General features: G+C 61.2%; 13 protein-coding genes. 4 read left to right on the plus strand and 9 right to left on the minus strand.

Translation table 11 applies throughout. The features are described 5' to 3' along the window. Positions 1–202 precede the first annotated feature (202 nt). Both HUN39_RS08665 and HUN39_RS08670 read right to left on the minus strand, forming a co-directional pair. Complete coding sequence (locus HUN39_RS08665; RefSeq protein ID WP_175094056.1) at positions 203–661, minus strand: Rieske (2Fe-2S) protein; 459 nt, start codon at positions 659–661, stop codon at positions 203–205. Next, positions 658–2,265 (minus strand): flavin monoamine oxidase family protein, encoded by a 1,608-nt coding sequence (locus HUN39_RS08670; protein WP_175094057.1) that lies wholly within the window; start codon positions 2,263–2,265, stop codon positions 658–660. Before HUN39_RS08670 ends, HUN39_RS08665 begins: the two co-directional genes overlap by 4 nt. A gap of 144 nt (positions 2,266–2,409) precedes the next feature. Between HUN39_RS08670 and HUN39_RS08675 the strand changes: the two genes are divergently transcribed. From HUN39_RS08675 to HUN39_RS08690, 4 genes are read left to right on the plus strand one after another with little or no spacing between them, the layout of a single operon-like run. Then, positions 2,410–2,865: a hypothetical protein gene (locus HUN39_RS08675; RefSeq protein ID WP_175094058.1), complete on the plus strand. Its 456-nt coding sequence runs from the start codon at positions 2,410–2,412 to the stop codon at positions 2,863–2,865. 49 nt (positions 2,866–2,914) lie between these two features. Next, positions 2,915–3,769, plus strand: coding sequence for a sulfurtransferase (locus tag HUN39_RS08680; protein WP_175094059.1), 855 nt, complete (start codon positions 2,915–2,917; stop codon positions 3,767–3,769). A gap of 15 nt (positions 3,770–3,784) precedes the next feature. Further along, positions 3,785–4,039 carry a hypothetical protein gene (locus HUN39_RS08685; protein ID WP_232365998.1) on the plus strand — a complete coding sequence of 85 codons (255 nt, stop codon included), beginning with the start codon at positions 3,785–3,787 and terminating at the stop codon, positions 4,037–4,039. A gap of 2 nt (positions 4,040–4,041) precedes the next feature. Beyond that, entirely contained in the window at positions 4,042–4,356 is a 315-nt protein-coding gene (locus HUN39_RS08690; protein WP_175094061.1) for a hypothetical protein, read from the plus strand. Positions 4,357–4,412: 56 nt separating this feature from the next. Here the strand turns inward: HUN39_RS08690 and fdxB are convergent, their stop codons facing one another. From fdxB to nifK, 7 genes are all read right to left on the minus strand, one after another. Beyond that, positions 4,413–4,712, minus strand: a complete 300-nt coding sequence (fdxB, locus tag HUN39_RS08695) for a ferredoxin III, nif-specific (protein ID WP_026222705.1) — start codon at positions 4,710–4,712, stop codon at positions 4,413–4,415. Between the two features lie 23 nt (positions 4,713–4,735). Beyond that, the gene (locus tag HUN39_RS08700; RefSeq protein WP_175094062.1) at positions 4,736–4,936 is read right to left on the minus strand and encodes a CCE_0567 family metalloprotein; all 201 of its coding nucleotides are present in this window, start codon (positions 4,934–4,936) and stop codon (positions 4,736–4,738) included. Positions 4,937–4,944: 8 nt separating this feature from the next. Beyond that, complete coding sequence (locus tag HUN39_RS08705) at positions 4,945–5,415, minus strand: NifX-associated nitrogen fixation protein (protein WP_175094063.1); 471 nt, start codon at positions 5,413–5,415, stop codon at positions 4,945–4,947. Between the two features lie 9 nt (positions 5,416–5,424). Next, entirely contained in the window at positions 5,425–5,820 is a 396-nt protein-coding gene (nifX, locus tag HUN39_RS08710; protein WP_018406761.1) for a nitrogen fixation protein NifX, read from the minus strand. A gap of 19 nt (positions 5,821–5,839) precedes the next feature. Then, positions 5,840–7,216, minus strand: a complete 1,377-nt coding sequence (gene nifN / locus HUN39_RS08715) for a nitrogenase iron-molybdenum cofactor biosynthesis protein NifN (protein ID WP_175094064.1) — start codon at positions 7,214–7,216, stop codon at positions 5,840–5,842. Positions 7,217–7,220: 4 nt separating this feature from the next. After that, a complete protein-coding gene (nifE, locus tag HUN39_RS08720; RefSeq protein ID WP_175094065.1) occupies positions 7,221–8,891 on the minus strand; it encodes a nitrogenase iron-molybdenum cofactor biosynthesis protein NifE in 1,671 nt (556 codons plus the stop codon). Positions 8,892–8,969: 78 nt separating this feature from the next. Further along, complete coding sequence (gene nifK, locus HUN39_RS08725) at positions 8,970–10,529, minus strand: nitrogenase molybdenum-iron protein subunit beta (protein WP_175094066.1); 1,560 nt, start codon at positions 10,527–10,529, stop codon at positions 8,970–8,972. Between the last annotated feature and the right edge of the window lie 47 nt (positions 10,530–10,576).

Below are 10,576 nucleotides of genomic sequence, written 5' to 3' on the forward strand. Positions count from 1 at the left end.
CGCCTGCCGCTCTTGTCCACTGCGCTAGAGCGCGCCGCAAAAGACGGTGGAGTCGCTTTTCACGAGAGGCGCGCGCCAAGGACCGTTTCAATCGCGATGGTTGAGAGGACGCCGCGGGAATCGCGGCCTTTACCCTTCCCAGCTCCGCGCATCGACGCGACCTTTCCGCTGAGTGGAAAGGTGGGGGCGGATCCCGCCCGCTTCATTCGCCTGCACATTCCCCTTCCTCGGCGTCTTCGTCGACATCCTCAGCTAGTTTGACGCCGACGACGCAGATGTCGTTGTCAACGATGACGAGATCGACCGGAACGAGGCCGCGTCCCTTGCACGGACCCTCGATACATATGCCGGTGCCAAGCTCAAACAGGGCGCCGTGCTTGCCGCACATCAAGCGCAGTCCGTAATTAGGCTCGAGGAATGTATTTCGCTCCCAGTCGAGATTGACGCCGTCGTGCGGGCATTTGTTCAGATAGCCGAACACTTGCTTGCCCCAGCGCACGACGACGATCGGGAACGGCTTCTCTTCGCCGTTGTCGTCGAGCCGCACGAGGTTGAAGCCGCGCGCCTTCTGACTCGGAATGTCGCTCATCGCGCAAAAGGCGTAGACGACGACGTCCGGCGCCGCCCCATCCTGCTCGATCGTCGTTTCCTGCTCGCTCATTGCGACACCTCCTGCCTCTGCGCCTCGCGCCGCTTCGCCAGCAATAGCCCATTCGCCGCAAGCGAAAATTCCCGCCAGGCAGCGGCGATGTCCTGCATGATGACCCGGGTGTAGTCCTGAGACAATTTATGTTCGCCCGGGAAGTTGGAAAGGGCGCAGGACGTTTGGTTGAAGGCGACCACGTCGTCCATGATCGACTGCAGCAAGTCGCCAAAAGGCTTTTGGATGCGCGGCGTCAGCGCCGTGCGGCCGCGTTCGATCACGACGTCGTCCATGTCGAAGGGAAGCGTCGCCAACAGGTTCAGCGCCTGTTGGAACACCTCCTCCATCGCCCCGAGCACGGCCACCTGCGTGAGATTGTCGCGCTCTTGCGACGCCAGGGCGCGGTTGAGCCGCCGGCGATAATTTTCGAAAACCTCGTCGGCGCGCGCGTCCACCCAAGCGGAAAAACGCGCCAGACTCGCCTCGTTCCCCGACATATCGTCTAACAGGGCGTCGCCGGAGGTCGCCTTTTTCGCCTCGATCGCCGCCAAGACGCGCTCGATGCGTCTCGCGGCGTCCAAAGCGCCTTCCAGATAACCGGCGTTGCGCGCCGCGGTTTCCGAGCCGCCGAAAAAGAGCTTCTTATCCCACAGCGCTTGGCGCAAGAGTGGGTTCGCCACGTCATGCGAACCGTCGCCACCCTGCTGCGCGCGGTCGGCCGCGCTGCACGTTAGTCGCTCTTTCGCCCAATCCTGATAGTGAATGTGCAATGGTTCGACATTGCGAGCGAAGACATTGCAGATTTGACTCTCAAGCAACACCGGCAGCCCCACGCCGAAGGCCTCGCGCAAGTCGGCGTTGAGGGCAAGAAAGCCGCCGAGCGCATGAAGACCCGCCGCCGTGTCGCAGGCGTCGAAGATCTCGCCGATCACGGCTTGTTCATGCGTGACGAAGGCGGAGCCGGAGAGACTCTGCTCGCGCCAAAAGGCGTCGCGATATTCCATTGCAACCTTCGCCTGCGCCGCCATCCAGGTCTCGGCGCCAAGCATGGCTTGGTCCGTCGCCTCTTCCAAAGGCGGCGTGAAGCGAACGGTCTCGCGCAGCAAGCGCGGCGGCAGAGCGAGTACGACGCGGCGCGCCGCAATCTCCATGGGTTCTTCGCCTGTCTTGAAAGCGAGCATGACATGGTCGCCGCAATCGCGCAGGCTCGCAAGCTCGTGACCGAGATGTATGCTCGCCGCCGGCAGTGCGCTGGCCAAAGCCTCGGCCAAGATCGTCATCCCTCCGTGCAGACGCCGCGCGTCGTCGTAAAGACGCTTGTCTTCGATGCGTTCGGCGCTTTTTTCAGCCTCGCGCAAATGCAGCACGGCGCCCTCGTCATGCTGCGCGAAGTCCGGCAGCGCAAGTTCTTTGACGAGTTGCGCGATCAACGGCTGCGTCTTCGGCCAAAACCAGGTTGGGCCAAGGTCCAAACCGCCGCCGTCGCCGCGCGCAACCGTGAGAATGCGCCCGCCAAGGCGATCGCGCGCCTCGAAGATCGCGACGTCTTGTCCGCGCAGGTGGAGCTTTCGCGCCAGCGCCAACCCGCATAAACCGCCGCCAATGATCGCCACGTCCAACATGATGCGTCGTCCGCTCCCTGTTCGATGCAGGGGATAGCAATTACTGTGCAAGATTCTCGGCGACGCGCGAACGGCTGAGCTATCGGACGTCATGGCACGAAACTTGAACCTCCCGGCTGGAGTTGCACAGCTAAGGAGTCGAAGATGAATCTGGCCAACGAATTCGCCAACTGCTCGCCGGACGAGTTGAAGGAATTGCTGAGCGGCGGCACGTTGACCGTCTACTCCGTCGCGCGCCCCGCGACGGCGAACATAGCGGTCGACCGCAGTGGCGTGCTGGCGGCCTTTACGTTCGCCTCGCCGGCGTTTGGTCCCTCCACCGACGGCGTTGAGACGCCCTTGTTCGTCGCCGATTCCGTGCCGGCGTCCACGACCGGCACGCCCGGATTTGCGCGCGCACGCAAGGCCGACGGCACGGTGGTCGCGGATTTTTCCGCGGGCAGCGGCGATCGTGAAATCAAATTCGCCGAGGTCTCCTGCTCGCCCGGCGCCCCGGTGAAGGTTGTCAAATTCATCATCAAGCAAGGCGACTGGCCGGAGCGGCCCGACTATTACGGCACGCGTCCGCGCTCCGGCTATCCGCTTCCCATCGCCCCGTGACGCATGGCGACGCGCGACATTGTGAACTTGCAGACAAGAGGTCCGACCGATGGCTGAACCCCTGACCGGCGCGCTCGTCAGCGCGGCATGGCTAGCCGAGCATCTGAGCGACGGCGACATTCGCATTCTCGACTGCACATGGCATCATCCGAGCACGAATCTCGACGGCCGCAATCAATATCGCGGCCGGCATTTGCCGGGCTCCGTACATTTCGACGTCGATCACATCGCCGATCCGAATTCCGATCTGCCACACATGTTGCCGGATGCAGCGGACTTCGCCAAAAAGGTCGGACTGCTGGGCGTTGGCGACGGCGACCGCGTGATCGTCTACGACCGGCTCTTCGGCGGTTCGGCGGCGGCGCGCGTGTGGTGGATGTTCCGCGTCTTCGGCCACGACAACGTCGCAATGCTCGACGGCGGATTCAACCAATGGGTCGCCGCCAAACATCCAACCGAAATGTCGCCGGTGCGTCCGCAACCCAGGACCTTCACGCCGACGTTCAAGCCGGAACTCGTCCGGAATTTTGATCAGATGAAGAGCGCTGTCGCGAACGGCGGCGCGCAGATCGTCGATGGGCGCGGGCCGGGCAAATTCGACGGCTCGCAAGCCGACGTCTTTCCTTTCAAGAAACTCGGACATATTCCGGGCGCCGTGAACGTGCCTTGGGCCGATCTGGTCGATCCGCAGACAGGCGTGCTCCTCGACTCCAAGGCATTGCGCGCGCGGTTCGAAGCAGCCGGCGTCGATCTTGGCAAGCCGATCGTTGCCACCTGTGCGTCGGGCATGACGTCCTGCATGGACGCCTTGGCGCTTTATCTCCTCGGACGGGCCGATGTCGCCGTCTACGACGGATCCTGGGCGGAGTGGGAACGCGCCGAACAAGCGGCGGTGGCGGCTTAAGAAGGAGTGCAGCGCGTGAGCGTTGGCGATGACCATGAGCTCGAAACGGGAGACGAATATACTCTCTCCACCGCGGCCGATCGGACGCGCTTCACACTCCACAACAAAGCCGACGGAATGATCGCCGAATTGCGCGACGACGACGCCGCGCGCTTTCTCAAGGACTACGACGAATTGAAGCTCCAATTTCCCAATTGGAATGCAGATAAGCTGCTCGCCCAACTTTGGGATCAGGGCGGCTATGGCTGGCTCGCGCAACAGGAAGAGTGACGATGACGACTCTCGTGAAGATCACTGAAGATGGACGAAAACTCGAAGTGAAAGGCTTTGCGCTCTATCTTGACGGCGCTCTCGAAGCGGTCGATCTCACCGAGGTGAAGATGCACCCCGCGAAGCGTAAAATCTGGTCGATCATGCCGGACGCGACCCATGTCGCCGGCCGCGTGGCGCTGAACGCGGAAGAGACGGCGATCGTCAGGAAGGCGCTCGCCGACGCTCAGGCGATGATGCTGGCCGATCCAATCGCGATCGCTGAGCGCTTTCGCATCGCCGCCATGTGGAAGGCCCGCGAGCAGGGCATCGAGTAGCGCAATTCACGATTGGCGTTGCGAGCCTCCTCGACGGAGGCTCGCATTTTTTCTACTCAAACCAGCGCGACGTCTTCCGCCGCATGCGTTTGACAATTGGTCGGACACACGCGCGCGCAGGCACCGCAGCCGATGCAGGCGCCGGTGTCATTCATCACCATGATTTTCTTTTCGACTTCTTCGTCCTCATCGTCGTCCAGCGCAACCAGTTCGCCGTCTTCGTTCAGACCTTTCAGCGTCATCACGTCGCGACCGCACACCTTGAAACAGCGTCCACAACCGATGCATTTACCGGGATCGATCGCAACAAGGTATTCTGGACACCAATCGCGCCCATCGCGCGTCGCTTGTGACATGGCCGTATGCTTTCTTTCTCGAGTTAGACCGTCTCCAGGGACTTCAACTTCGCGCGCTTCTTCTCCAGCTCGGCGAAAGCTTCATGCGCCTTTTGCGCAACCTCGGGGATGGTGGGCCAATTGATCGGCAGCTCTTCCGAAAGATCATGCAGATCCATTTTGGCCTGCATGGCCTTTGCCGAAAGCTTTTTGATTTCGGTCTTCAGATCGTCGATCTCACTCATCGCTCACCTCAGTATTTTGCGACGTCTGGGAATTTTTCGATCATCTCGACACCGGACTGAACATATTTGTCGCCTTCCGCCGCGAGCTTCTCGAAGCTGTCGAATCCAAAGCGATGCACGTCACGAAGCTGCTTGTTCACGACGATCAGGCGTCCGCCGATCAGCACCATGCGGCCGAAACCCTCGTGGCTCATCTTCAGCATAGGCGAGATCATGACGCCCGTGGCGCGCTCGATCGAGAGCGAGATGGCGTTGAAGAAGAGTTCCATACGCCAGATCGTCTCGGGGTCGGGATCGCCGATGATCGGCAGTGCGCGGCGCGCTTCTTTGTCGAGGATGTAGGGCGCCAAAAGATCGAGGTCGCCCTTCGTCTCCCAGGTCCCATGCGTGTCCTGGGCGCGCCAGACTTTGATGAGCTCCTTCATGAACGGAAGCTCGGCGACCGGAGTTTTCTCGAGCACGGCGGTAGGTTCAGACATGGGCGTTCCTCACTCTTCGAAATCGAGCACGCGCTCTTTTCCCTTGGTCAATGCTTTGCGCAGCCATGGCGGCGGCACGCCTCGCAACACTTCCTGGAGCTTGTCCAGGAGGTCTGAGATGGCTTCCGGCTGATTGACCTTCATCGGATGAATGTTGTTGGCGACGACTCGCGCCGCGCCAGAGCCGCCTATCGCGGCGACGTAAAGAATGGCGCAATTCTTGATCGCGTCGATCTTCGGCGCGAGCTTGTCCTCATTGCCATCTTCCTTGAGATCGCCGTCAAATTGGATGGCCTCGACGAATTCGTGACCTTCCGGTCCGATCTCGTAGATCGCGATGTTTTTGGCCCAGCCGAAATGCGCATCGACGCGTTTCAAATCCTGGGTTGCGAATGCGACTTTCATAGCGCCTCCGTTTTCGCCCCTAGTGCGAGGTTGCGGCGTGCGACGAGCCGACGCCATCACGCCAGCTGTCGGGTGTCGGTTCGTGGTTTTCGTCGTGATCGGCCATCAACAGATTGCTGATGTCAAAGATCAGATCGCGCCCGCCGCGATAGCCGACCATCAATTGATGGCCGCCGCCGAGACGGTCGAACATCGGAATGCCCATGCGAAAGAACGGTATCTTCAAGCGAGAGGCCGCTTGCCTTCCGTGCGAATGGGTGACCATCAGATCGCAGTCCTTGGCCTTCGCCAAATTCTCGAGGTCTTCGAGATCGCCGATCAGCACCTCTTCCGTCGGCAGTCGTTCGAGCACCGGCGATTGCGTGGTCGTCACCGCGACAAGAAGTTGCGCGCCCATTTCGGTCAGCAACCCGCCGATCTCATTGAGGAGATCCGGCTCGGCGCCGACCGCAAGTTTGCGCCCGCCGATGTGGAAATGACCGTCCAGCATCGCGTCGACGAGCTGGCCGCGCTGGCGGCGATATTTCATCGGCGCCGGTCGGCCGCTGATGTCCGTCAGGAACGCCATCAGCGCGTCATTGGCCTCAAGGCCGCACAGCCGTTCAAACATCCGGAACGGAACGCCGGTCTTTTTTTCCATGGCTTCAGCGGCGCGCTGCATTTGCGCGCCGATCGCGATCGTCCAGCCGGCCTGACCCATCATCGAAATTTCTTCGACGCCGACGCCGCCGATCGTCGTCGGGGTGAAATCGTCCGGTATGTGGCCGTCAAGCGAACCGGCGAGATCGGGCAGAAAAGTCGGCTCCAAGCCGAAATCCTCGATGATCGTGCGCAATTCATCGAGGTCGCCGGGCGTCAGATGGCAGCCTGGCAGCACGTTGACTTTTGTCGGATCGCGCCGTGCGGCGCTCTTTGGCGCCTCGACCATCGTCTCGACGATGCGCGTCACCGTCTTTTCCCAGCCGTCCTGGAAGGCGTCCTTAAAGTCTGGCGTCGACACATAGACGATCGGCAGATGTGCGACCGCCGCATTCTTCTCGCGAATAAGCTTGATGTAGCCGTCGACGTCGTCGCCCTTCGTCTCGGTGACGCCGGTCGAGCAAATGCCGATGATCTCCGGCTTCGTGCGATTGTAAATGTTGAGCACCGCCTGCTCGACGTTCTCGTAGCCGCCGAGGACCGTCGCGACTTCGCTCATCGCGGTCGTCTGCATCGGGATGGCTTCTTTGAAGTGCCGCGTGAACAGCACCAGACCAAACGACGTGCAGCCCTGCGAGCCGTGCAGCAGCGGCATCGCGCCCCGTAGCCCCATGAACGCGAGGGCGCCGCCGATCGGCTGGCTCATCTTGAGCGGATTGACCGAGCAGGCCTTCTTGCTGACGGTGACGGTCGCCATTGCGTTACTCCGCCGCGATCGCGTGAGAGGCCGAGACCATCTGCTCAAGAATTTCCTCGATGCGCACGGCGCAGGCGCCGCAGCCGCCTGAGGCGTTCGTCGCGTCGCGCACGCCCTCGACCGTCGAGAGGTGGTTCGCGAGGATCGCATCTTCGATCACCCCGAGCTCGACGCTCTTGCAATTGCAGATCTTTTTCGCGCGGCGAACCTCTTCCGCCTTCACCGGATCGGCGGCGAGCGCCGCCGCCTCGGCTTCCGCCTGCGCCATCGCGCGGCTTTGCCAATTGTCGCCGGATTTCTCCCAAGGCGCCGGCTTGCGCACCTGCGCCCAAACGGGATTGTAAAGCGCCTTGTCGATCTCTTCGACGAGCTTCACCATGCCGACATAGCCCATATAGGCGTGATGCCGCTCCTGGTTGATGTCGAGCCAGGGCATCGAGGCTTTCAGCGCGATGAACTGAGAGCGGCCGCCCGAGAGCATGATGTCGGCGCGCGCGTCCTTGAGCATCTTGTACATTTCGCGCGGCGTCATATCCTCGATCATATGGGCGTCCTGGCCCATCAGCTCCTTGATGCGCTCCTTGTCTTCCTTGGTCGACTTCTTGACGGACGTGCCGACAAGTTCGAGACCCGCCTCTTGCAGCGCAGCGACGACCGACCAGGATTTGACGCCGCCGGTGATCAGCAGCACTTTTTTTCCTTCGAAGCGCGGCTTGTATTTGGCGATCGCCGCCCAGGCCTTGGCCTCTTCCCGCGCGATCAGCGCCTCGGTTCGATCCATCAATTCAGCGGGCGCGCCGCGTTCGATCAGCATGCGCGCGATCTCGCGCAATGAGTCGCTGCTGTCTTCTATGCCGTAGAAGGACCCTTCGAAGAAGGGGATGCCGTAGCGCTCCTCCATCTTGCGCGCCACATTGATCATCGCCTTGGAACAGACCATCATCGCGGCCTTGGCGCGATGCGAGGAGGCGACCTCCTTATATTTTCCATCGCCGGAGATGCAGGCCATGATGCGAATGCCGAGCTCGTCGAGCAGCGGCTTCACCTGCCACAATTCTCCGGACAGATTGTATTCGCCGATGATGTTGAGGTCGTAGGGCGTCGTATATTCTGGCTCTTCCGTGCCGATGACATGTTGCAGCAACGCCTCGCCCGCAAGCTTGTTGCCGAGATTTTTCGGCCCGACGAAGCCCGGGGAGTTGATCGGAATGACCGGCTTGTTGAATTTCTCGCGCGCCGCTTTGCACACGGCGTCGATGTCGTCGCCAATCATCGCGGGCACGCAGGTCTGATAGACGAAGATCGCCGGAGGATCGTATTTCTCGATGATCTCGCGGATCGATTTGAACAGCCGCTTCTCGCCGCCGAAGACCACGTCGGTCTCATTGATGTCGGTGGTGAAGCCGGTGCGCCATAGATTTGAGCCCGAGGACTTCGCGCCGCGATTGTCCCAGCTATTTCCTTCGCAGGCGATGGGGCCATGCACGAGATGAGCGACATCCGTGAGTGGTTGAAGAGCGATCTTGGCGCCGTCGAAGGCGCAACCGCCGGCCGCGCCGCCGGGCTGCAATTGCTTGGTGCACCCCTTCTTGCGTTCGGCTTCCGACTTGTTCGCGTTCTTGCCGCAGCCCGGCTCGTTGAAAACGTCCTGGATCGTGGCCGAAAGCGAACTCATGCCTCTTCTCCTTCACGTTGCGACAGCGTCACTTCAAGCAAATCGTGGCTCCCGCTGCAAAGCGGGAGCCACGTCGTCTTAGCGGATGATGTCGAAGCTATAGTCGCTCTTCGCCGGCACGTTGGTGGTGGCGTCGATCGATTCGAAAATGCGATCGAGGATCCACACCAGAACGTTCAGGCCGCCCTGATAACCCCACACCGGATAGCGGTGGTGATGATGGCGATCGAAGATCGGGAAGCCGATTCGGATCAGCGGCGTGCCTGTGTCGCGCTCGAGATATTTCCCGTAGGTGTTGCCGATCAGGAAATCCACCGGCTCGGTGAACAGCAGCGAGCGCATGTGCCAGAGATCCTTGCCCGGATAGACGTGACAATTCTGGCCGAAGGGCGAGGAGTCGAACAGCTCCTGCACTTTTGCCGCCCAAGCCTTGCTGCCATTCGTGGCGAGCACATGCGTCGGTTCGGCGCCAAGCTCCAGCAGGAACCCGGCGAGGCCGAGGCACAGATCCGGATCGCCGTAGATCGCGAATTTCTTGCCATGAATATGCGCGCTCGAATCGGCCACCGCGTCAACGAGACGACCACGCTCGCGCGCCAGCTCTTCGGGGATCGGCTTGCCGGTGATGCGCGACAACGTCATGAGGAACTTATCGGTCGCCGAGACGCCAATCGGGTGATTGAAGGCGGCGACTTCCTGTCCATGCGCGGCGATCAGCGGCAGCGTCTTCTCGGTGCAATATTCCTGCATCGAGATCGTCGCCTTGGCGTTGATCGCATCCGCGGCCTCCTCCAGCGTCGTGCCGCCATCATACATGCGGAACTCGCCGTCGGTCGGCGTGTCGAAGACTTCGCTGTTGTCGGCAAGGATCGTGTAGTCGATGCCCATCAAGCCGAAGATGCGCTTGACTTCGCGCATGTTGCCGACCGTGTAGCCATCGAAGCCGCCGATGAAGTTGATCTTGTCATTCGCCGTGCGCTCAAGCTTGGCCGTCGTGCCCGCCTTGCCGTCCCAGAAGTGCTCGATGATGCCCTTCAGCGCATTGTCGTAGCCGGTGACGTGGCTGCCGACGAACGCCGGGGTGTGAGCGAAGGGAACGTCGTATTCCGCCGGAACCGAACCCTTTTCCTTCGAGGTCTTGATGAAGGCGTTCAGATCGTCGCCGATAACTTCCGCCATGCAGGTGGTCGAGACGGCGATCATCTTCGGCTTGTACATGTTGTAGGTGTTGGCCAGGCCGTCGATCATGTTGTTGAGGCCGCCGAACACCGCCGCGTCCTCCGTCATCGACGAGGACACGCAGGAGCTCGGCTCCTTGAAGTGTCTCGACAGATGGCTGCGATAATAGGCGACGCAGCCCTGCGATCCATGAACGAAGGGAATCGTTTGCTCGAAACCGACGGCGGCGAAGACCGCGCCGAGCGGCTGACAGGCCTTGGCCGGATTGACCGTCAACGCCTCGCGCGCGAAGTTCTTCTCACGATATTCGGGGGTTTTGGCCCATTCCCGAACGCGCTCCACCTCGGCCGGATCGCGCGGGTTTTCGAACATCTTCTTCTTGTTCGCCAGCATCTGCTGGTACTCGGGACCTCTGAAGAGGTCAAAATGGTCTAGGACGTGTTCTGCGCTCTGCGGCATGGTCGAACCCTCGCGTCATGCATTTCGGGGAGCCGGCGCGCGCCTTC

The organism is Methylocystis silviterrae, from assembly GCF_013350005.1.
Lineage (GTDB): Bacteria > Pseudomonadota > Alphaproteobacteria > Rhizobiales > Beijerinckiaceae > Methylocystis > Methylocystis silviterrae.

Bases quoted from the DNA above. Each gene is read 5' to 3' on its own strand.
- HUN39_RS08680 (WP_175094059.1), top strand. From the start codon at position 2,915: ATGGCTGAACCCCTGACCGGCGCGCTCGTCAGCGCGGCATGGCTAGCC.
- HUN39_RS08675 (WP_175094058.1), top strand. From the start codon at position 2,410: ATGAATCTGGCCAACGAATTCGCCAACTGCTCGCCGGACGAGTTGAAG.
- nifN (WP_175094064.1), bottom strand. From the start codon at position 7,216: ATGGCGACCGTCACCGTCAGCAAGAAGGCCTGCTCGGTCAATCCGCTC.
- nifX (WP_018406761.1), bottom strand. From the start codon at position 5,820: ATGAAAGTCGCATTCGCAACCCAGGATTTGAAACGCGTCGATGCGCAT.
- HUN39_RS08665 (WP_175094056.1), bottom strand. From the start codon at position 661: ATGAGCGAGCAGGAAACGACGATCGAGCAGGATGGGGCGGCGCCGGAC.
- HUN39_RS08670 (WP_175094057.1), bottom strand. From the start codon at position 2,265: ATGTTGGACGTGGCGATCATTGGCGGCGGTTTATGCGGGTTGGCGCTG.
- HUN39_RS08700 (WP_175094062.1), bottom strand. From the start codon at position 4,936: ATGAGTGAGATCGACGATCTGAAGACCGAAATCAAAAAGCTTTCGGCA.
- nifK (WP_175094066.1), bottom strand. From the start codon at position 10,529: ATGCCGCAGAGCGCAGAACACGTCCTAGACCATTTTGACCTCTTCAGA.
- fdxB (WP_026222705.1), bottom strand. From the start codon at position 4,712: ATGTCACAAGCGACGCGCGATGGGCGCGATTGGTGTCCAGAATACCTT.
- nifE (WP_175094065.1), bottom strand. From the start codon at position 8,891: ATGAGTTCGCTTTCGGCCACGATCCAGGACGTTTTCAACGAGCCGGGC.
- HUN39_RS08705 (WP_175094063.1), bottom strand. From the start codon at position 5,415: ATGTCTGAACCTACCGCCGTGCTCGAGAAAACTCCGGTCGCCGAGCTT.
- HUN39_RS08690 (WP_175094061.1), top strand. From the start codon at position 4,042: ATGACGACTCTCGTGAAGATCACTGAAGATGGACGAAAACTCGAAGTG.